Here is a 20,800-nt window from a genome sequence, read left to right on the forward strand (position 1 = left end):
CTCACCACGTCGTCGGGTAGGTGTTCTCCGGCGACGTGGAGGGCGCCACGCGGTACTTCTCGAGCACGAGCGACATGAGCTCGTGGAACGCCGGAGCCGCGGCGCTCGAGAACTTGCTGGCCTGCGGTTTCGTGAAGGTCACGGTCACGACGAACTTCGGATTCTCGGCGGGCGCGATGCCCGCCACCGAGATGATGCGCTGCGAACCGTAGCCGGCACCGTTCGGCTCGGCCACCTCGGCCGTGCCCGTCTTGGCGGCGACGTTGTAGCCGGAGACCTTCTCCATGCCGGCCAGGGTGCCGCCGTCGAGGAGGGTGCTCTGGAGCATCCGGACGGTCTCGTCGGCGGCCTTCTCCGACACGACGCGGACGGGGGCGACCGCGGGCTTCGACACGACGCTGCCGTCGGGCTTCTCGCAGCCGGTGACGAGGTGCAGTGGCACCCGCACGCCGCCGTTGGCGAGGGTCTGGTAGATGCCCGCCACCTGGAGAGCGGTCGTCGACACGCCCTGGCCGAACATCGAGTTGATGTTCGTCTGCTGGTCCCACTTCGGCGACGTCCGATCGGGCCAGGAGGCGAGTCCGGGGAAGGTGAGGGCGGGATCGGCCTGGAAGAGGCCGAACTTCTTCTGGTAGTCGAATCGCTGCTGAGCCGTGAGGCGTTCGCCCATCTCGGTGATGCCGACGTTGGACGACCGGGCGAGGATCCCGGCGAGGGTGAGGTTCTCGACGGGGTGGAACTCGGCGTCGCTGATCCGGCCGCCCCACGGGAACGTGCGGGCGTAGGGCACGACCGCCTGGGTCAGCGGGTCCGCCTTGCCGCTGTCGATGAGTGCGGCGGCGATGGCCGCCTTCATCGTCGATCCCGGCTCGTAGAGCGCCGTGAGCGCCTTGGAGCCGAAGTCCCCCGGATCCTTGGTGGCGGACACGTCGTTGGGGTCGACGCTCGGGTAGTCCGCGAGGGCGAGGATCTCGCCGGTCTTCGGGTCGCTGACGGTCGCCGTGGCCGACTCGGCCCGGAGAGCTGTCGCCTGCTCCTGCAGGACCTGCTGGGTCAGGAACTGCAGGTCGGCGTCGATCGTCGTCCGGAGCACGCCGCCGTCCTGAGCGGGCTTCTCGGTCACGGTGCTGCCCGGGAGGCGGACCCAGTCCTCGCCGCGCTCGTAGGTCTGCTTGCCGTTCGCGCCGGCGAGGCAGCGGTCGTAGGAGTACTCGAGTCCCGCCTGCGCGCCGTCGGTGCCCATGAAACCCGTGAGGTTCCCGGCGACGGCTCCGTTGGGATAGGTGCGAGCGGCCTGCTTCTCGGACGACAGCCAGGGGATACCGAGCGCGACGGCTGCGCGGTAGGCGGTCACGTCGAGGCCCTTGGCCAGGTACGCGAACTCCGATGTGGGGTCGGCCAGGATGGTCTTCTTCATGGTCGCCGCGGGCGTCCCGGCGACCTTCGACAGGGCCGCGAGAGCCTCGTCGAGGGAGATGGTGCGGATGGTCGCGCTCCCGAGGGCACCCCGGTAGGCGGTGGCGATCTTCGGCGCCACGGTGAGGTCGTAGCGGGACACGCTCCCGGCGAGGACGGTCCCGGAGCGGTCGACGATGTCGCCGCGGGTGCCGTAGAGCGTGACGGGGATGCTGCGCTTCTCGACCGCCTGGAGCCGCAGCTCCTCGGCCTGGACGACCTGGATGTCGACCAGCCGCACGGTGAAGACGCCGGCCAGCGCGAAGACCAGGATCATGGCCAGTGTCTGCCGCACGCGCCTGCTCCGCACGGGCCCGCTCCGCTGCCCCATCGCTCCCGCCCTCCGCTCGCCGTCCGCGCACCGCGACCCTGCGGCCACGGTGGCTGTCAGGCGAGACAGTACCTCGGGCCGGGCGGGATGTCGGGCGGCGCGCTGGGGCCACGGGGCTCCTGCAGGATGCGCAATTCAGACGGTCGGGGACGCCTCGTCGTCGGTCTCCCGCCGCCCCGAGAGGCGCAGCGTCGCCAGGAGGCCCACGACCAGGAACGCGGCCGCGGCGAACGCGGACGCGCGCGTGCCGTCGCTGAAGGCGATGCGGGCGGCCTCGGCCACGGCCTGGCTGGTCTTCTCGAGCGCGGGGATGGAGGCTCCCGCGCTGGTGACGACCGAGTCGACGACATCGGACCGGGCCGCCTCGGGCAGGTCGCCCAACCGCCCGGTGAGGGCCGTGCCGGTCGTCGTGAAGAGGACGGTGCCGAGCACGGCGATGCCGAGCGCGGAGCCGATCTGCCGCGCGGTGCTCGAGGTGCCCGAGCCCTGACCGCTCATCTCGACGGGGACGTCGGTGAGGACGACGCCGGTGAGCTGGGCCGTCGCGAGGCCGACGCCGAAGCCGTACACGAAGAGGAAGAGCACGAGGACGACCCATGTGGCCGTGGCGCTGATGACGAGGCCGAGACCTGCGACCCCGACGATCTCGGCGGCGATGCCGATGCGGACGATCGCGACCGGCGAGAGCCTCTTCACCAGGACGCTCGCCGAGATGCCGCTGGCGACGAACGATCCGATGGCGAGGGCGAGGAGGACGAAGCCCGTTCCGAGGGCGGTGTAGCCGACGACGTTCTGAAGCCAGAGCGGCAGCGACAGGATGATGCCGAACTCCCCGAGCGAGACGATCATCGCCGCGATGTTGCCGTTCCGGAAGGAGGGGATGCGGAAGAGCGACAGCGCGAGGAGCGCCGGGCGTCCCCGTCGCTGGCGGGACAGACCCCACAGGACGACGGCCACGCCCGACACGAGGGTGACGGCGAAGGCGACCGGGATCGGCGAGAGCGCGAACGGCCAGGTGAACGAGCCGACCGAGAAGGACTTCGTGGCCGTCCACCAGCCGTAGGTGCGACCCTCGATCAGGCCGAACACCAGCGTCGCGCTCGCCAGGACCGACAGGACCGCTCCGACGACGTCAACCCGCTGCGGCTCGCCCTCGGCCCGGCTCGGAGCGACGAACAGCAGGACGCCGACGATGATGACGGCGCCGAGCGGGACGTTGATCCCGAAGGCCCAGCGCCACGAGAACGACGTCGTCAGCCAGCCGCCGAGGAGCGGCCCCACGGCGACCATCCCGCCGATCGTGGACCCCCACACGGCGAACGCGATGCCGCGCTCCTTCCCGCGGAAGGTGGCGTTGATGAGGGAGAGCGTCGTCGGCAGGACCATGGCCCCGCCGATCCCTTGGAGCACGCGGGCGCCGATGAGCAGGTCGCCGGTCCCGGCGAGAGCCGCGAGGATCGACGACAGGCCGAAGACGGCGACTCCGGTCAGCAGGATGCGGCGCCTCCCGTACCGGTCGGCGAGAGTCCCGAAGACCAGCAGCAGCGCGGCGAAGACGAGCGTGTAGCTCTCCTGCACCCACTGCACCTGGGTGGACGTGATCCCGAGGTCGTCGATGATCGACGGGATCGCCACGTTCACGATCGTCGAGTCGACGATGATGAGGGCGACGGCGACGCTGATGAAGACGAGGCCGATCCATCGGCGCCTGGTGTCCGTCACGGTGGGATCCTTCGAATGCTAAGCCGGCTGATGTCTTAGCGAGTGTAATCCTCGGTGGCCCACCCCGGCGAGTTACCGGCGGATCTCCTGAAGGGCCCACGAGTTGCCGTCCGGGTCGGCGAAGTACGCGTAGCGGACTCCCCCGCCGACGTCCTGGACGTCGGACACCTCGACGCCTCGACCCGTCAGCTCCAGGCGGGCCGCCTCCACGTCGTCCACGACGAGGTGGAGGCCCGTGACAGGCCCCGCATTCGGATCGACCATTCCGGTTCCGATCACGACCGAGCAGGAGGACCCCGGGGGTGTGAGCTGCACCACCCGCATCCCGTTCCCCGGCTCGACGTCGTGGTCGACCGCGAACCCGACGCGATCGGCGTAGAACGCCTTGCTCGAATCGACGTCGTGCACCGGAAGCGGGACGAGCTCCAGTCTCATGTCCACGGGGACCCCTTTCGGCGGCGTGAGGAGACGCCCCCGCCGATGCGGGGACGCGCCGCGCTCGCCACCCTAGCCACCGAGCTCGGCATCGCTCAGGCCTCGACGCGGTCGCGGCTCCTGCGCGCCGCCTCGCGAGGGGCGTCCGCCGGATGGTGGACGACGACCGTGGGGACGGTCGGTCGCGCCGAGAGCGCCGACGAGACCGACCCGAGGAGGTGCCGCGCGACGGCGCTGCGGGCGTGGTCGCCGACGACTAGGACGTCCGCGTGGCGGGCCAGTCGCTCCAGCTCGACCTCCGGCCGACCCCGGACGACACGGCGCACGACGGGCACGTCCGGGAAGTCCGTCAGCCCCACCTCGATGGACTCCTCGAGCAGTTCCTCGTGCTGGTGCTGCATCAGCGCCTCGAGGGCCGGCGGCGAGACGAAGACGTCGTCCCACACCACCGGTTCGCTCCAGACGTGCACCGCCACGAGCCGGTCCCCGGTCTGCCGAGCTTCGTCCGCCGCGAAGCGGAGCGCCTCGAGGGCCGCGTGCGTCCCGTCGACACCGACGACGATGGACCGTGTCAGCGACTCCTCGTCGGCGGTCGCGGGGGGTCGACCGTGCTCGGGAACGATGACGACGGGGCCGGTCGCGAGCGTCGCCAGCTGGGCGGCGACCCGGTGGCGGCGCGCCTCGAGGCGGGGACGGGAGTCCCGTCCCACGACGACGGTGGCGCCCCGGAGCGCCGAGCCCAGGAGGACCTCCACGACGTCGCCGAAGAGGACCTCGCACGACACGCTCAGGTCGGGGTGCGCGCGCCGCAGGCGGGCGACGCGGTGGAGGAGGTGCCGCTCGGAGGCGTCGACCTCGAGTCGAGGCTCCAGGTCGTCCGGACTCGTCGGCCGGGGAACCGGCAGGATGCGCACGACCGACAGCGGTCGCCCGCGCCGGGTCTCCCGGAGCGCCGCCCATTCGAGGGAGGCCTCCGAGGCCGACGAGCCGTCCCAGGCCGCCACCGTCGACTCGGTCATCGGGACACCGCCCCGGACAGCGACGCCAGGGAGAACCCGGCGACGGTGCCCGGACCGAGGATGGCGATCGGACACGGCATCGACTCGAGGAGGGCGGTCGAGACCGAGCCCAGGACGAGACTCGCCAGAGGGCCGCGACCGCGCGCCCCGACGACGACGAGCTCGGCGTCCCTCGCCCGGTCGAGGAGCGCGTGCGAGGCGGTCCCCACGTCCAGGTGCGACGCGTGCAGCAGATCGGGTGCGGCCCGGCCCACGAGGGCCGACGCCTCCGCCAGCACCCGGCGGTGAGCGTCCTCCAGCCAGGGCGCGCCCTCGATGTCCCCTCCCCGGATCGGATTCATCAGCGGCCCCAGCCAGGCGTGCACCAGGTCGAGCGGCGAGCCGTCCCGGTCGGCCTCGCGGGCGGCGAACACGACGGCGGCGTCGGATTCGGGAGACGAGTCGACGCCCACCACGATGCCCCGGGCATCCTGCGGGGACGTCTCGGGAACGATGACGACGGGGCCCCGCGCGTGTCCGGCGAGCTGGCCGCCGAACGACCAGGCGAAGCGGAAGTACGGTGCGCTGCGGTGGCGGGTGCCGATCACGAGCACCGTCTGCGGCGACGAGTTGTCGAGCAGGATCTCCGTGGCGTCGCCCGAGACGAGCTCCGAGGTCACCGCGAGACCCGGGTGCTCTGTCCGTAATCGGGCGATCTCGTCGTCGAGCGAGACGATCGATGCGGCCGTGACCTCGTCCGCCCACAGCGCCTCGGACTCGACGAAGGGGAACGGGCCGAGGACCCGGAGGACGTGCAGCCCGCCCCCGTGCCGACGGGCGCGCCTCGCCGCCCAGTCGAGAGCCGCCCGCGAGGCGCTGCTGCCGTCCCAACCGACGATCGTGGCGTGGGTCATGATCCGAATCCTCTCGTCCGTCCGGCGCTATCGCCGGTGGTCGGCCCAGGATCCCCGTGCTCGCGCTCTCGGAGCAGGGCCGAAAGTCCCGACGGGCTCCGGCCGGGATGGGGTGACGCCGCCGCGGGCGTCAGGAACGCGACGGCGGCGTGGGCAGGAGGCGTCCCGTCATGAGCACGGGCTCGATCCGGACCCGGTGCGGCTTGAGGGTGTCGACCCAGGAGCGGATGGGGTGGCGCTCGTCGGCCTCGACTTTCTCGTCGTCGGTGAGGACACCGGCGATGCCGCGGACGACCACGCTCCAGACGACGTCCCCGAGGTCGCCGTCGGCCTCGAACACGACGTCCCGACCCCGGACGAACGCGTCGAACTTCCGTCCGCCGGCGGTGAGGAGGTGGATGTTGCCTCGGTCGACGACGTAGTTGACCGGGAAGATCTCGACGCGTCCGTCCGCGAGGAACGCGAGGCGGCCCACTCGATGCCTCCGGAGGTGGTCGAGGCACTGGGTCGCGCTCAGGTCGGTGATGACGTCGTCGGTCGCAGCCATGCCCGAGTGTCTCGAGTGGTCCGCGGCGGCGACAGGGGCTTTCGTCCCGGCGGTGTCTGTGCCTGCTGTCACGAGGAGAATGATGGTGGGCGATACCGGACTCGAACCGATGACCTCTTCCGTGTGAAGGAAGCGCGCTACCAACTGCGCCAATCGCCCAATGGGACTCGTCGATACTACTGGACGACGCGTCTCCGGACCTATTCGACCGGGCCCGAGTTCCTCCCGTGTCGACGGCAGGAAGACACGAATTGTTCTCAGTTTGTGCACGACGCCGACAATCGGTTAGAGTTCCTGAGGTCGCGGGAACGCGGCAGAAACACAATGCGGATGTGGCGCAGTGGTAGCGCATCACCTTGCCAAGGTGAGGGTCGCGAGTTCGAATCTCGTCATCCGCTCGAGTGAAAGCTCACCAGAGAGGTGATCCACCTGTTTGGTGGCTTCTCCACTCCTGGTGAGGGGCCCTTCGGGGTGACACTCAGGTGGTGGGGTGGCCGAGAGGCGAGGCACCGGCCTGCAAAGCCGTTCACGCGGGTTCAAATCCCGTCCCCACCTCGAGAAACACCCTGAGCGATTGGCGCAGCGGTAGCGCGCTTCCCTGACACGGAAGAGGTCACTGGTTCGATCCCAGTATCGCTCACACAGAAAAACCCCCGGCCTTCCGGGGGTTTTTGCTTTCCCCGTGAGGATCGCCGATAGCGCCTTTCGCGGGGTCAGCGCGGCACGACCACCCCGTGCGAGGTCATGCCTTTCGAGATCTCGAGGACGCGACCACGGTGCCGACGACGAGGGCGATCGCCCCGACGGCTGCAAGAACGATGCCGACGCCGACACTCGTGTAGTCGGGTGCGACGAAGTGCTGCGTGTATTGCGCGTACGTGTGAACGGGAAGCGTCGGAAGAGGCCCGGAGAACACCGTCGACGCGCGGTCGATGGATGCCTTCGACACGAGCGCGATCATCACGCCGACGACGAGGGCCACCACCCCGACAGCGAGAAGCAGGACGACGATCGGTTTTCGTCGCGGGGAGACACCGCCCGGTATCGGACGCGGCCCTCCGCCCAGGGGCGCATCGGTCATGAGGGAAAACTAGACGATCGGGGCGCCGAGCGCTACCGGACGCAGCCGCGTCGCAGTGCGAAATGGCGACGTCAGGCTTCCGGGCGCGGTGGCGCGACTCCCCAGCAGCTACAGGGCAGCGCACTCCATGCAGACCGGCCCGAGCTTCGACTCGTGGTCGAGCTGGATCCGCGGGCGCACCAGGAAGCACTCGACGCAGGTGAACTCGTTCTCCTGCATCGGGAGCACGACGACGTCGAGCGCGTCGTCGATGATCGCGGCATCGAGCTCGAAGCCGTCGGCGCTGTCGCCCTCGTCGAGGTCGGCTGCGAGGCCGGTGGCCTTCGTTCCGCGAGCCTCGATCGAGATGGTGTTCTCGTCGCCGTCGGGGGCGTTGCGGGGTGCGTCGTAGTCGGCGGCCATGGTGATCTCCTGCAGGTTCGTGAAGTGGTCAGGCTCCGTTGCCCGCCGCCACTATAGATGCACGATCCTGTCCGTCACGTCGTGTTCGCCTGCAGAGTATCCGTCTGAGCGTCGGTGGCCCCGCCTACTGTCGCTGGCATGGGAGTCGCCGGACCGGGCAAGAGCGTCGACGCGGTACTTCGACGCCGGCCCGATGAGCACCCGTTCGCGATCCCGGTCGCACCGGGCACCCAGGGGCTCTGGCTCATCCGGGTCACGCCGACGCCTCTCGGCGACGTCCTGAAGCGCTCCGAGGGCGGCGCCTTCGTCTACGACGTCTACGCCCACTGCCGCGACGACGAGGGTGGTCGGCCGTGGCTCAGGACGTTCCGGAGGTTCAACTCGGCCGTCGCCTGGGCTGCTCAGCATGAGCGTGACATCTTCGAGCTGATCGCGAAGAACTCCCCCGAGCCGGAGCCGTGGCCGCCGCCGCAGTAGCCCCCCTTGCTACGACGTCCGATCGTCCTCGGTCGGGTCTCGATCACCGACGAGGTCGACGTCGAGGTCCCGGTGCCCGTATGTGGCGATGCCATCGACGTCACGGGCCGCCGACGAGACGACGCCCGCGCGTTCGCCGAGTACCGCCCTCCGCAGGCGACCGATCCGGGGGCGACGGTGCTCCGATGCGTCCATGCGCCGACACTACGTCCGTCACGCGTCGAGCAGAACCCGCGGGGCCGACCGCGTGCCGGCCCGGACCGCCAGTGTTTCCCGCGCCGGCTCGCTCTTCAGGGCGGCGGCGGCTCAGGGGGTGGCGCCGCCAAGGAGATCGGCGGATGCTTGACGCCAGCCGCACGGCGAACACCGCCACCCGTTCGAAGGAGAACCGATGCGCTTCCTGCTTCTCATCTGCACCGATCCGGAGGCGCCCGCCTACGTCGCCGAGGAGGACGACATCGGCGACTGGGTCGAGGAGGTCACGACGAGGAAGCTGGCCGTCGAGGGCGACCGGATCCGCCCGGCCGACGACGGGAGGACGGTCACGCTGCGCGACGGGGCCGTCCGCGTCGCGGAGGGCAGCACCGGCGGCCTCACCGACCGCATCGCCGGCTTCGACCTCCTCGAGTGCGCATCGCTCGACGAGGCGGTCGACGTCGCGTCGAGGCACCCCATGGCGCGCTTCGGCCGCGTCGAGGTGCGACCGACCTGGCCCATCGACGGTCTCTGACGGAGACGGGTTGTCAAGCGGCTCGGCGGAGCGTAACGTGCCTGCTGATCGGCCCGGACCACGCTGACGGACGGGCCGTTCCCCTGTGGTGACGGCCCCACCCACCTCCTCCGCCGACCCGAGGCGCGACGGGAGACCCGTCGGCGATCAGGCCCACCGGTCTCGGCGGGTGTCCCGGACAACGGAGTCCGGGACGCCCGTCGACTCGACCGACGTCACACGCGGACATGATCGGTCACCGACCGACATCCACCCCGGTGGCGAGCCGGATGCCCCTACTGTCGCCGCATGATCCGAATCCAGCAGCTCACCAAGGCCTACGAGCACGGCGGCACCCGCACCGTCGTGCTGGACCGCCTCGACTTCGAGGTCGACTCCGGCGAGATCGCCGCCGTGGTCGGTCCGAGCGGGGCGGGCAAGTCGACGCTCGCCGCGTGCGTCAACCTGCTGGAGCACCCGACGTCCGGTTCCGTCCTCGTCGACGGCGAGGACCTCACGGCGCTCTCCGAGGCCGGCCTCCGCGTCGCCCGCCGGCGGATCGGCACGATCTTCCAGTCCGACGGGCTCTTCTCGAGGCGCACCGCCGCCCAGAACGTGGCGCTGCCGCTGGAGTACCTCGGCGTGACCGCCGCCGAGTCGAAGGCGCGCGTCGCCGAGCTCCTCGACCGGGTGGGCCTCGCCGATCGGGCGACTCACTATCCGCACCAGCTGTCCGGGGGCCAGCGGCAGCGCGTCGGAATCGCGCGCGCCCTGGCTCTCCGCCCGCGCATCCTGCTCTCCGACGAAGCCACCTCGGGGCTCGACCCCGACTCGACCCGGTCGATCCTCGGTCTCCTCCGCCAGCTGCGCGACGAACTCGATCTCTCCATCCTGCTGATCACGCACGAGATGGACGTCGTCCGACAGGTCGCCGACACCGTCGGCCGCCTCGAGGGCGGCCGGTTCACCGAGTCCGGTCGGGTCGTGGATCTCCTGCAGGATCCGGTCTCCCGCCTCGGCCAGGACCTCCAGCCCCGCCGCGAGGCCCAGCCCGCCGCGGCCGGCGAGGTGCACCTCGCCGTGGCGTACGGCTCCTCCGCGGTCCCCACGGATTGGCTGGCGCGGCTCGGAGACGACCTCGGCTCCCCCGTCGGGCTCCTCGGCGCCTCCATCGAGGTCGTCGGCGGAGCCACCGTCGGTCACGCCACCGTCGGGATCCGCGAGGCGGATCTGCGCAGAGCCCGGGACGCGCTGCTCCGGCTGGGACTCACGCCTCGGGACGGGGCACCGGCGGTGGGCGTCGACGCGGTCGTCGCCGACGCCGACCTGGAGCGTGTCGCGTGAGCGCTCTGTCGGCGCCTCTGGCCGCGTCGATCGGCGAGGTCCGTGTCCCGCTCGACCGGATCGCCGGGCTCGTCCTCCCGGCCCTGGGAGACACCGTCGTCATGGTGGGCGTCACCATGGTGATCGTCGTCCTCGTGGGAGTACCGCTCGGGGCCGTGGTCCACAACACGGCGCGGGGAGGTCTGTACGAGCATCCTGCGGTCCACGCCGTCGTCGGCTGGGTCGTGAGCCTCGGGCGGTCGCTGCCTTTCCTCATCCTGATGGCCGCGATCATCCCGTTCACGCGTCTCATCACGGGCACGAACATCGGGATCCCCGCGGCCGTCGTGCCGATGTCGCTGGCCGGGATCGCGTTCTTCAGCCGGATCGTCGAGAACGCGCTCCGAGCCGTCCCGACGGAGTACGCCCGGGTGGCCCGCGCCTCGGGGGCGTCCCGGCTGCAGGTGATCCGCACGGCGCAGCTCGCCGAGGCGATCCCGCTGATCGTGGGCGGCCTCACGATCAACACGATCGCCATGATCGAGTACTCCGCCATCGCCGGGACCATCGGCGCCGGGGGCATCGGCTACGTGGCCGTGACCTACGGCTACCAGCGCTTCGACACGCGCGTCATGATCGCCACGATCGTGATCCTCGTGGCGCTCGTGGCCCTCGTCCAGTTCGTCGGCGACCGCCTCGCACGACGCCTCACGCCGAGCCTCGCCCGAAGGCGACCGGTCTCCGCCCGGACGCGCGCGTCGGAACCCTCCCCCGTCGTCTGACGCCTCCCCGTCACCGCAGCACCTTCCCCTTCCCTCTTTCCCCTTCTCCACCCCCGTCCCTCACCCCTCCCAGGAGCAGCTTCGCCATGCCGGAAAACAGCACCCCCACCCCGTCCACCGCCGACGACCTCGGCTTCACCCTCAAGCACCGCCGCCGCTGGCCCTTCGTCGTCGGAGCCGCCGTCGCGGTCGTCGCGATCGCGGCGGGGATCACCGTCCCCCGGCTCGTCCCCAGCGCGTCGGCCAACGACGTCAAGGGCGCGACCCTCTCCGTCGCGACCGCGGAGGGCAACTCCGCCGAGCAGGCGCTGGTGAACTTCGTCGCGAAGAACGTCGCGCCGAAGTACGGCATCAAGGTCGCCTTCAAGGGCCTCGCGGACTCCACGACCCTCAACCGGGCCGTGAGCGAGGGCGACGTCGCCGGTACGGTCTACCAGCACAAGCTCTGGCTCGGTCAGGTCCTCCAGGCGAACCCGTCGTTCCAGGAGACGGCGGCCACGCCCGTGTTCCGCTGGGGCTTCGGTCTCTGGTCGACCAAGTGGAAGTCGGTCGACGAGATCCCCGACGGCGCGACCATCTCGCTCTACTCCGACCCGGCCAACGAGGCGCAGGGGCTGTGGATCCTGGAGCGGGCGGGCCTCATCACGCTGAAGCCCGGGATCGACAAGGGCTCGGCCACTCAGGACGACATCGCGTCGAACCCCAAGCACCTGACCTTCACGCTGCTCGACTTCGCGGCGCAGTCCCGCTCGCTCGGCGACCTCGACGGGGCCGTCGGCTACACGGAGTACTACCTCGCCGCGGGGATCCCCCTCGACCAGCGCATCTTCGCCCCCGCCGCCCCCGACGAGTTCGCCGGGCAGCTCACCGTCGGGACGAAGTACCTGAAGTCCGACAACGTCAAGAAGCTGATCGCGGCGTGCAAGGACCCGGCCGTGCAGGAGTTCCTCGCCACGGATCCCAACGAGAAGGGCATCCTGCTGCCGCTCGACGCCGCGGAGTGACCCGTGGGGCGCCCTCGCGCCCCGCCGACCCCCATCCGGATCCGACCGATCGCCCCGCCGCGACCGGTCGGATCCGGCGCGCCCGCGGCTCCTGCGATCCCGTGACTCCCGGTTACGCGGGCCGAGACAGACGCCCCGCAGGGCATGCACGATGGCTCCATGACCCGTCAGATCCGCTTCAACGCCTTCGACATGAACTGCGTCGCCCACCAGTCCTCGGGCCTGTGGCGCCACCCCCGCGACCGCTCGCGGCACTACAACGACATCGAGTACTGGACGCACCTCGCGCGGCTCCTCGAGTCGGGGACGTTCGACGGCATCTTCATCGCCGACGTCCTCGGCACCTACGACGTCTACGGCGGCAACAACATCGCCGCGGTGCGGAACGGCGCCCAGATCCCCGTCAACGACCCGGTCCTCCTCATCTCGGCCATGGCGGCCGTCACGGAGCACCTCGGCTTCGGGGTGACCGCCGGCACCGCCTACGAGCACCCCTACCCGTTCGCCCGGCGCATGTCGACGCTCGACCACCTCACCAAGGGTCGGGTCGGCTGGAACGTCGTCACCGGCTACCTCCCGAGCGCCGCCCGCAACATGGGTCACGAGGACCAGCTCGAGCACGACACCCGCTACGACGTCGCCTCCGAGTACCTGGACGTCCTCTACAAGCTGTGGGAGGGCTCCTGGGAGGACGACGCCGTCGTCGAGGACACCGAGGGCGGCCTCTTCACCGACCCCGAGAAGGTCCACGAGATCGGCCACTTCGGAGAGCACTACACGGTGCCCGGGATCCACCTCTCGGAACCCAGCATCCAGCGCTCCCCCGTCATCTACCAGGCCGGGGCGTCGCCGCGCGGCGTGCGCTTCGCCGCGGAGAACGCCGAGGCGATCTTCGTCTCCGCTCCGACGGCCGCGGTGCTGAAGGCCACGGTGGGCAGGATCCGCGACGCCCTCGCCGAGGCCGGTCGCGACCGCTACTCCGCGAAGATCTACACCCTGCTGACGATCATCACCGACGAGACGCACGAGAAGGCGGTCGCGAAGCACGAGGAGTACCTCCGCTACGCCAGCGAGGAGGGCGCGCTCGTCTTCATGTCCGGCTGGACCGGGATCGACCTGTCGCAGTACGACCTCGACCAGCCGATCGGCGACGTCCAGGGGAACGCGATCCAGTCGGTCATCGAGAACTTCCGGGAGTCGGCGAAGCTCGACGGCCGCGAGTGGACCGTGCGCGACATCGCCCGCTTCGGAGCCATCGGGGGGCTGGGACCGATCTTCGTCGGCTCCGGCGCGGAGGTGGCCGACCACCTGCAGGAGCTCGTCGAGGAGACCGACGTCGACGGGTTCAACCTCGCCTACGCCGTCTCCCCCGGCACCTGGGAGGACGTCATCGAGCACGTGATCCCGGAGCTGCGGAAGCGCGACGCGTACCCGTCGGCGTACGAGGAGGGCAGCCTGCGGCAGAAGCTCCACGGGCGCGGCGACACGCTGCCCGAGGAGCACCGCGGGGCGTCGTTCCGGCTCGGCGGGAGCCGTTCGACGAGCACCGGGTCGGTCGCGGATGCGGAGCGGGTGGCCGCGCGGTAGGCGGCGCCGTCGCTGCTGCGTTCCGCGGCCCGTCGCTGCGCCCCGTACCTCCACGAAACGCCGCTCACGTCCTAACGTGAGCGGCGTTTCGTGGAGTCACACGCGACTGCGCCCGGTCGGCCCGGCGTGAGACTCCACGATGTGCGGCCTTTTCGGAACATGAGCGGCGAGTCGTGGAGTCCCGGTGGTCAGCGGCGCGCGCGGGGCCGCAGGATGCTCGGGGCTGGGCCGCCCGAGGCGGGGGGACGGCGGAGGGGCCCCGACAGCGACGCTGCCGAGGCCCCACCGGAGTGCGAGTGCTAGACGCGCTCGTCGAGGAGCACGTAGCCCTCCTCGCCGTGCACGGCCGTGTCGATGCCGGCGATCTCGTCCTCGTTGGTCACGCGGAAGCCGATCGTCTTCTGGATGATCCAGCCGATGACGAACGCGAGCACGAAGGAGTAGACCATGACGGCCAGGGCCGCCAGCGCCTGGATCCCGAGCTGCTTGAAGCCACCGCCGTAGATGAGGCCGGCGCTGCCCTGGTAGGCGAAGATGCCGATGAACAGCGTGCCGACGATGCCGCCGACGAGGTGGACGCCCACGACGTCGAGCGAGTCGTCGAAGCCGAGGCGGAACTTCAGGTCGATCGCGAGGCAGCAGACGACACCGGCGACGATCCCGAGCACGATGCCCCAGAAGGGCGTCAGCGCGGCACAGGCGGGGGTGATGGCGACGAGTCCGGCGACGGCGCCCGAGGCGGCTCCGACGGAGGTCGACTTGCCGTCCTTGATCTTCTCCACGACGAGCCAGCCGAGGACGGCGGCCGCGGGAGCCGCGAGCGTGTTGATGAAGGCGAGGGCGGCGGTTCCGTCGGCGGCGAGCTCCGAGCCGGCGTTGAAGCCGAACCAGCCGAACCAGAGCAGGCCGGCGCCCAGCATCACGAAGGGAGGGTTGTGCGGCTTGTAGGCGCCCTTGGCGAAGCCGACGCGGCGGCCGAGGACGAGCGCGAGAGCCAGGCCCGCGGATCCTGCGTTGATGTGCACCGCGGTACCACCCGCGAAGTCGATGAGGCCGAGTCGGGCGAGCCAGCCGCCGTCGACGACGACGCCGTCCTTCAGCGTGAAGTTGAAGACCCAGTTCGCGACCGGGAAGTAGACGACCGTGGCCCAGATGCCGGCGAAGATCATCCACGCGCCGAACTTGGCGCGGTCGGCGATGGCACCGGAGATGAGGGCGACGGTGATGATGGCGAACGTGGCCTGGAACGCCGCGAACGCGATCGTCGGGTAGCCGGTCGCGGTCGTCGAGTGCGCCTGGTCGACCAGCGCGTTCAGGCTGAACAGGGTCGGGTCGAAGCCGATGACGCCGTCGATGCCGATGAAGCCGGCGCTGCCGCCGGGGCCGCTGGGAGCGCCCGAGAAGGCCATCGAGTAGCCGTAGAGGACCCACAGGACCGCGATCAGGCCGATGGCTCCGAAGCTGAGCATCATCATGCTGATGACGCTCTTGGCCTTGACGAGTCCGCCGTAGAAGAAGGCCAGGCCGGGAGTCATGAGCAGAACCATGGCGGCAGTTATCAAGACGTAGGCGGTGTTGCCTTGGTCGAACATCTGGTGTCACCTCTCAGTTGTGCAGTGCAAGGGGTACCCGGCGCGCTCGACAGCTGACGTGCAGAAGAGGGATTCGAGTTCACCGCCTCGGGTACGGCCCATCCTGGCGGGCACACGTTTCGTTTCATGTGCGCGAATGTTTCCCCGATGTAACACGAATCCGCGCTATGTAAACAACACGTTTCGACGTGCTGGCCCTCCGGCGGGAGGAGGCCTAGAGGAGTGTGAGTGCGACGAGCCGAGACATGGCGCGCAGATACTTCTTGCGGTAGCCGCCCGCGAGCATCTCGGCGCTGAACACCTCGTCGAGAGGGATGCCCGAGGCCGTCACGCGGATCTGGGCGTCGTAGAGGCGGTCGACGAAGGCGACGAAGCGGAGCGCCTGCGTCTGGTCGTGAAGCAGCGCGACGTCGCGGAGGGCGACCTGGTCGAGACCGTCCAGGAGCTTGACGTACTTGCTCGGGTGCACGGTGGCGAGGTGGTCGACGACGCTCGCGAAGGAGTCGTCGGAGACGGTGCCGGCGGCCCGGTCGAGGGCGGCGTCGACGTCGTCGGTCACGACGGCGTGCGCCTCGACCTCGCGGCGACGGTAGTCGGTGCCGTCGATGCGGAGCGTGCGGAACCGGCTGGAGAGCGCCTGGATCTCCCGGAGGAAGTCGGCGGCGGCGAACCGGCCCTCGCCGAGGGCGTTGGGGGGCGTGTTGGAGGTCGCGGCCATCCGCGAGCCGCCGTCGGCCAGCTCGCCGAGGAGCCGGGTCATGATCATCGTGTCGCCCGGGTCGTCGAGCTCGAACTCGTCGATGCAGATCAGCGACGCGCCCTTCAGCTGCGCGACCGCGCCCGCGTAGCCGACGGCTCCGACGAGAGCGGTGTACTCGATGAACGTGCCGAAGTACTTCGTGCCGGGCGTGCGGTGCCACAGGGCGGCGAGCAGGTGCGTCTTGCCGACGCCGAAGCCGCCGTCGAGGTAGAGCCCGGCAGCGTGCGTCGCCGCAGCGCGTCGACGGAAGAGACCGCGCGACGCCGGGGCGGAGGCGCCGAACGAGGCGACCGCCTCCACCGCCTCCTGCTGCGACGGGAAGGCCGGATCCGGTCGGTAGTTCTCGAGGGAGGCCCCGTCGAACTGGCGCGGCGGCACGAGGTGCGCGACGATCTCGGCGGCGCTGATACTGGGCGTCCTGTCGGTCAGCGAGACCACCGTGCGCGTTGCCTCCGCTGCCATCGAACGGTGCCTGCCAATCTGTGTCAGAGTCGTGAGGGTCGCATGCGGCATGAACCGGCAGTGTCGAGCGTTGGAGCCGACGCGCGACTTCCGAGTTTACGCCGCGCCCGACCGCAACGAGTCGCCCGAACGGGGCGACGACAGGAGGAAGAATGTCCGTCGATCTCGACCCGTCCACCCGCTTCGCGGAGTACGCCCACCCCGAACGCCTGGTCTCGACCGAGTGGCTCGCCGCCCACGTCGGAGACGAGGGCCTCGTCGTCGTCGAGTCCGACGAGGACGTCCTGCTCTACGAGACCGGGCACATCCCCGGCGCCGTGAAGGTCGACTGGCACACCGACCTCAACGATCCCGTCCAGCGCGACTACATCGACGGCGCGGCCTTCGCGGCGCTGCTCGGCGAGCGGGGCATCTCGCGAGACAGCACCGTGGTCATCTACGGCGACAAGAACAACTGGTGGGCCGCCTACGCGCTCTGGGTCTTCACGCTGTTCGGCCACGACGACGTGCGACTCCTCGACGGCGGGCGCGCCAAGTGGGAGGCCGAGGGTCGTGAGTACACCACCGACGCCCCCGCCGTCGCGGCGACCGACTACCCCGTCGTCGAGCGAGACGACAGCCGGATCCGCGCCTACAAGGACGACGTGCTCGCCCACTTCGGCAAGCCCCTCATCGACGTCCGCTCGCCGGAGGAGTTCTCGGGGGCGCGCACCACGGCTCCTGCGTACCCCGAGGAGGGCGCTCTCCGCGCCGGCCACATCCCCAGCGCGCAGAACGTCCCGTGGGGCAAGGCCGCCGCCGAGGACGGCACGTTCCGCCCGCTGGCCGAGCTGAACGCCCTCTACCGCGACGGCGCCGGCCTGAAGGACGGCGACGACGTCGTCGCCTACTGCCGGATCGGCGAGCGGTCGAGCCACACCTGGTTCGTCCTGCACCACCTCCTCGGCTTCGAGAACGTCCGCAACTACGACGGCTCGTGGACCGAGTGGGGCAGCGCCGTCCGCGTGCCCATCGTCCAGGGCGCCGAGCCCGGCGAGGCCCCGGCGCCGGTCCCCGCTCGATGAGCGACTCCCCCGCGCTGCCCCCCGCCCTGGCGGAGATCCGGCAGGACTTCCTCGACCTCGGGGTGAAGGACCGCCTGCAGCTCCTCCTCGAGTTCTCCAACGAGCTCCCGGAGCTGCCGGCCCGGTACGCGGACCACCCCGACCTCCTCGAGCGGGTCGAGGAGTGCCAGTCGCCGGTGTTCATCTTCTCCGAGGTGGAGGAGGGCCGCGTCCACCTCTTCGCGACCGCCCCGCGCGAGGCACCGACGACCAGGGGCTTCGCCTCGATCATCGCCCAGGGTCTCGAGGGGCTCACCGTGGAGGAGGCACTGGCCGTGCCCGACGACTACCCGCAGACGATCGGCCTCGTCGAGGCTGTCAGCCCTCTCCGCATCCGGGGCATGACGGCCCTCCTCGGCCGGGCCAAGCGGCAGATCCGCGACAAGACGGCTCCCGCTCTGTGAGCGAGCTGCGCCTCCTGCACCGGTCGCGGGCCGCCGGGCCCGACGTCGTGACGAGTCTCGACGTCGGGTCCGAGGCCACGCAGGAGACGCTGCGGAGCTGGTACCGCCCGCCCGCGACCCCGTGGCTCCGGCTCAATCTCATCGCCGCGGTCTCGGGCGACGCGGCGGGCGTGGACGGAACGAGCGAGACGCTGAGCAACCCGGCCGACCGCGCGATCCTGCGGGCCATCCGCGACGTCGCCGACGCGGTCGTCGTCGGTGCCGCCAGCGTGCGGGCCGAGGGGTACCGCCTCCCGGCGCGCGCGAAGCTCGTCGTCGTCACCTCCTCGGGCGACCTCCAGGGGCACCGCATCGCTCCCGAGCGGGCCGAGCAGCTCGTCGTGGTGTGCCCGGCGGGAGCGTCCGACCGGGTCCGGGCGTCGCTCGGCGACCCCCTCGCCGACCTCGCGACCGTCATCGTCGTTCCCGACGCCGACGGACGCCTCGCGCCGCGCGACATCGTCGCGACCCTGCGCGAGCACTCGTTCGAATCGCTCGTGTGCGAGGGCGGCCCGTCGCTCGCGGGGCAGTTCCTCCGCGAGCGGCTCGTCGACGAGCTGTGCCTGTCGACCTCGCCGATCGTGATCGGGAGCGGACTCCCCGTCTTCGGCTCCGAGCGGTTCGACGCGTCGGCGCTCACCCTCTGTCAGCTCCTCATCGACGAGCAGAGCGCTCTCTATGCGCGGTGGCAGGTGACGCGCGACGGTCGGGGGGCTCTCGGCGTGCCTCTGGGCCCGCCCTCGTGAACGAGCCTAATCTTCCTAACGTGTCCGAAACTCCCTCGTCTCCTCCGGATCCGGCGTCCGTTCCGGACCCTCGGCCGGCCGTGTTCGCGAGCGCGGTCGACAGGGTGCGGGGTATCGCATCGCGCGACGACCTCGTCGTCTCGGAGATCCCGGCGCCCTCCGGCCTCGCTCCGCACGCCTTCGCTCTCGCCGCCGACGTCGTCGGCGCCCGTTCGCTGCCCGATCCCGACCTGGGCACCGGGCGCTTCATCGTCCTCTACGACGCGGACGAGCCCGACCAGTGGGGCGGCCCCTGGCGCGTCGTCTGCTTCGCCCAGGCGCCCCTCGAGACCGAGATCGGCCTCGACCCCTTCGTCGCCGACGTCACCTGGAGCTGGCTGATCGACGCGCTCGACAGCAACGGCGCGTCCTACGCGGCGGCCTCGGGCACGGCGACCAAGATCCTCTCGACCGGCTACGGCGAACTGGCCGAGCAGGGCGACGGCGCCCAGCTCGAGCTCCGCGCCTCGTGGTCCCCGGTCGACGGCGACCTCGCCCCGCACGTCGAGGCCTGGTCGACCCTCGTCTGCACCCTCGCCGGGCTCCCGCCCACCGCGGAGGGTGTCACCCTGTTGGCTTCGCGGAGGGTCGGGCGTGACCAGTAGCACCTCGTCGGGTTCGCCCGACGCACCGTCGTCGCGGGTCGCGACGGCCGACGACGACCACGGCTTCGTCGACGTCATCGACGACCGCGAGGGGTACCTCCGCGCCGTCGACGCGATCGCGCGCGGTCACGGGCCGATCTCGATCGACGCCGAGCGGGCCTCCGGCTACCGCTACTCGCAGCGCGCGTACCTCATCCAGATCTTCCGCCGCGGGTCGGGCGTCTTCCTCTTCGATCCGCCCGCGATCGGCTCCTTCGCCGAGCTCGACGCCGTGATCCGCGACGAGGAGTGGGTCCTCCACGCCGCCTCGCAGGACCTCGCCTGCCTCCGGGAGGTCGGGCTCGATCCGACCCGCATCTTCGACACGGAGCTCGGCGCCCGATTGGCCGGGATGCCCCGCGTCGGTCTCGGCGCCGTCGTCGAGGAGCTCCTCGGCATCCACCTGGCCAAGGAGCACTCCGCCGCCGACTGGTCGACCAGGCCCCTCCCGCAGAGCTGGCTCGTGTACGCCGCGCTCGACGTCGAGCTGCTCGTCGATCTCCGCGACGCGATGTACGAGGTCCTCGCCGAGCAGGAGAAGCTCGAGATCGCCGAGGAGGAGTTCCAGGCGACCCTCCGTCGCGAGGCGAAGCCGCCCCGGCAGGAGCCCTGGCGCCGCACCTCCGGCCTCTCCACGCTGAGGGGTCAGCGAGCCCTCGGGCTCGTCCGCGAGCTGTGGGAGGCGCGCGACGAGTACGCGCGCGAGGTCGACACCGCGGCCGGACGGCTCCTGCCCGACTCGTCGATCATCGCCGCGGTGCGCAACGCGCCCGAGACGAAACGCGATCTGGGCGCCATGAAGGAGTTCGTCGGGCGCGCCAGCCGGACCGAGCTGGCCCGCTGGTGGGCGGCGATCGAGCGCGGCCGCGCGACGAGCGACCTGCCGTCGCTGCGGGGTCCGTCGTCCGACACGCTGCCGCCGCCCCGGTCGTGGGTCGACCGCGCCCCCGAGGCCGACGCCCGGTACAAGGCCGCGCGTCCGAGGCTGCAGCACATGTCCGAGGCGATGTCGATCCCCGTCGAGAACCTCCTGACGCCCGACCACCTCCGCCGGGTCGCCTGGGACGCCCCCGAGGTGTTCGATGCGGAGCACGTCGGGGCCGCCCTGCGCGACGCCGGAGCCCGCGAATGGCAGATCGAGGCCACGGCTCCGGTCATCGCGCAGGCCTTTGTCGAGGCCCGCCAATCCCTCGAGCACCCGCCCGACGACGCTTCGTAGGAAGAGTCAAAGGATTCGAGGGCCC

21 protein-coding genes and 4 tRNA genes are annotated in these 20,800 nt (G+C 70.8%); 14 read left to right on the forward strand and 11 right to left on the reverse strand.

The window, feature by feature from the left end; all coding sequences use genetic code 11:
* Position 1: 1 nt before the first annotated feature.
* From AS850_RS07655 to AS850_RS07685, 7 genes are all read right to left on the reverse strand, one after another.
* The gene (locus AS850_RS07655) at positions 2–1,750 is read right to left on the reverse strand and encodes a peptidoglycan D,D-transpeptidase FtsI family protein (RefSeq protein WP_216819870.1); all 1,749 of its coding nucleotides are present in this window, start codon (positions 1,748–1,750) and stop codon (positions 2–4) included.
* A 171-nt stretch (positions 1,751–1,921) separates the two neighbouring features.
* Positions 1,922–3,508: an MFS transporter gene (locus AS850_RS07660; protein ID WP_119868579.1), complete on the reverse strand. Its 1,587-nt coding sequence runs from the start codon at positions 3,506–3,508 to the stop codon at positions 1,922–1,924.
* A gap of 72 nt (positions 3,509–3,580) precedes the next feature.
* Complete coding sequence (locus AS850_RS07665) at positions 3,581–3,949, reverse strand: VOC family protein (RefSeq protein WP_119868580.1); 369 nt, start codon at positions 3,947–3,949, stop codon at positions 3,581–3,583.
* 89 nt (positions 3,950–4,038) lie between these two features.
* On the reverse strand, positions 4,039–4,962 hold the full coding sequence (locus AS850_RS07670) for a universal stress protein (protein WP_119868581.1): 924 nt from the start codon (positions 4,960–4,962) through the stop codon (positions 4,039–4,041).
* Positions 4,959–5,855 carry a universal stress protein gene (locus AS850_RS07675; RefSeq protein ID WP_119868582.1) on the reverse strand — a complete coding sequence of 299 codons (897 nt, stop codon included), beginning with the start codon at positions 5,853–5,855 and terminating at the stop codon, positions 4,959–4,961. The genes AS850_RS07670 and AS850_RS07675 overlap by 4 nt, the downstream gene beginning before the upstream one ends.
* Before the next feature lie 130 nt (positions 5,856–5,985).
* Complete coding sequence (locus AS850_RS07680) at positions 5,986–6,402, reverse strand: pyridoxamine 5'-phosphate oxidase family protein (protein ID WP_119868583.1); 417 nt, start codon at positions 6,400–6,402, stop codon at positions 5,986–5,988.
* A gap of 83 nt (positions 6,403–6,485) precedes the next feature.
* Positions 6,486–6,561, reverse strand: a tRNA-Val gene (locus AS850_RS07685).
* A 167-nt stretch (positions 6,562–6,728) separates the two neighbouring features.
* Between AS850_RS07685 and AS850_RS07690 the strand changes: the two genes are divergently transcribed.
* From AS850_RS07690 to AS850_RS07700, 3 genes are all read left to right on the forward strand, one after another.
* Positions 6,729–6,800 (forward strand) — tRNA-Gly (locus AS850_RS07690).
* An 86-nt stretch (positions 6,801–6,886) separates the two neighbouring features.
* A tRNA-Cys gene (locus tag AS850_RS07695) sits at positions 6,887–6,957 on the forward strand.
* Between the two features lie 13 nt (positions 6,958–6,970).
* A tRNA-Val gene (locus tag AS850_RS07700) sits at positions 6,971–7,042 on the forward strand.
* A 102-nt stretch (positions 7,043–7,144) separates the two neighbouring features.
* On the opposite strand, the gene AS850_RS07705 is transcribed toward AS850_RS07700, so the two are convergent.
* Entirely contained in the window at positions 7,145–7,483 is a 339-nt protein-coding gene (locus AS850_RS07705) for a hypothetical protein (RefSeq protein WP_236940875.1), read from the reverse strand.
* 108 nt (positions 7,484–7,591) lie between these two features.
* Entirely contained in the window at positions 7,592–7,885 is a 294-nt protein-coding gene (locus tag AS850_RS07710) for a DUF4193 family protein (RefSeq protein WP_119868584.1), read from the reverse strand.
* Between the two features lie 138 nt (positions 7,886–8,023).
* On the opposite strand from AS850_RS07710, the gene AS850_RS07715 reads away from it, so the two are divergent.
* The 6 genes from AS850_RS07715 (at position 8,024) to AS850_RS07745 (ending at position 13,767) form a co-directional block, all read left to right on the forward strand.
* Complete coding sequence (locus AS850_RS07715; RefSeq protein ID WP_119868585.1) at positions 8,024–8,362, forward strand: hypothetical protein; 339 nt, start codon at positions 8,024–8,026, stop codon at positions 8,360–8,362.
* Between the two features lie 391 nt (positions 8,363–8,753).
* Positions 8,754–9,092: a YciI family protein gene (locus AS850_RS07725; RefSeq protein ID WP_119868587.1), complete on the forward strand. Its 339-nt coding sequence runs from the start codon at positions 8,754–8,756 to the stop codon at positions 9,090–9,092.
* Between the two features lie 288 nt (positions 9,093–9,380).
* Positions 9,381–10,415: a methionine ABC transporter ATP-binding protein gene (locus AS850_RS07730; RefSeq protein ID WP_119868588.1), complete on the forward strand. Its 1,035-nt coding sequence runs from the start codon at positions 9,381–9,383 to the stop codon at positions 10,413–10,415.
* Positions 10,412–11,176: a methionine ABC transporter permease gene (locus tag AS850_RS07735; RefSeq protein WP_236940876.1), complete on the forward strand. Its 765-nt coding sequence runs from the start codon at positions 10,412–10,414 to the stop codon at positions 11,174–11,176. Before AS850_RS07730 ends, AS850_RS07735 begins: the two co-directional genes overlap by 4 nt.
* Before the next feature lie 86 nt (positions 11,177–11,262).
* Positions 11,263–12,180 (forward strand): MetQ/NlpA family ABC transporter substrate-binding protein, encoded by a 918-nt coding sequence (locus AS850_RS07740; protein ID WP_119868589.1) that lies wholly within the window; start codon positions 11,263–11,265, stop codon positions 12,178–12,180.
* A 159-nt stretch (positions 12,181–12,339) separates the two neighbouring features.
* Positions 12,340–13,767, forward strand: coding sequence for an LLM class flavin-dependent oxidoreductase (locus tag AS850_RS07745; RefSeq protein ID WP_119868590.1), 1,428 nt, complete (start codon positions 12,340–12,342; stop codon positions 13,765–13,767).
* 299 nt (positions 13,768–14,066) lie between these two features.
* Here the strand turns inward: AS850_RS07745 and AS850_RS07750 are convergent, their stop codons facing one another.
* Both AS850_RS07750 and zapE read right to left on the reverse strand, forming a co-directional pair.
* Entirely contained in the window at positions 14,067–15,359 is a 1,293-nt protein-coding gene (locus AS850_RS07750; RefSeq protein ID WP_119868591.1) for an ammonium transporter, read from the reverse strand.
* A 214-nt stretch (positions 15,360–15,573) separates the two neighbouring features.
* Positions 15,574–16,581: a cell division protein ZapE gene (zapE, locus tag AS850_RS07755; protein ID WP_119868592.1), complete on the reverse strand. Its 1,008-nt coding sequence runs from the start codon at positions 16,579–16,581 to the stop codon at positions 15,574–15,576.
* A 152-nt stretch (positions 16,582–16,733) separates the two neighbouring features.
* On the opposite strand from zapE, the gene AS850_RS07760 reads away from it, so the two are divergent.
* From AS850_RS07760 to AS850_RS07780, 5 genes are read left to right on the forward strand one after another with little or no spacing between them, the layout of a single operon-like run.
* Positions 16,734–17,645, forward strand: a complete 912-nt coding sequence (locus AS850_RS07760; protein WP_119868593.1) for a sulfurtransferase — start codon at positions 16,734–16,736, stop codon at positions 17,643–17,645.
* Complete coding sequence (locus tag AS850_RS07765) at positions 17,642–18,088, forward strand: SufE family protein (RefSeq protein WP_119868594.1); 447 nt, start codon at positions 17,642–17,644, stop codon at positions 18,086–18,088. The genes AS850_RS07760 and AS850_RS07765 overlap by 4 nt, the downstream gene beginning before the upstream one ends.
* Entirely contained in the window at positions 18,085–18,873 is a 789-nt protein-coding gene (locus tag AS850_RS07770; RefSeq protein ID WP_119868595.1) for a dihydrofolate reductase family protein, read from the forward strand. The genes AS850_RS07765 and AS850_RS07770 overlap by 4 nt, the downstream gene beginning before the upstream one ends.
* A 20-nt stretch (positions 18,874–18,893) precedes the next feature.
* A complete protein-coding gene (locus AS850_RS07775; protein WP_119868596.1) occupies positions 18,894–19,517 on the forward strand; it encodes a DUF3000 domain-containing protein in 624 nt (207 codons plus the stop codon).
* A complete protein-coding gene (locus AS850_RS07780; protein ID WP_119868597.1) occupies positions 19,507–20,775 on the forward strand; it encodes an HRDC domain-containing protein in 1,269 nt (422 codons plus the stop codon). Before AS850_RS07775 ends, AS850_RS07780 begins: the two co-directional genes overlap by 11 nt.
* Positions 20,776–20,800: the final 25 nt, after the last annotated feature.

The sequence above is a fragment of the Frondihabitans sp. 762G35 genome (genome assembly GCF_002074055.1).
In the GTDB taxonomy this organism is placed as follows: domain Bacteria; phylum Actinomycetota; class Actinomycetes; order Actinomycetales; family Microbacteriaceae; genus Frondihabitans.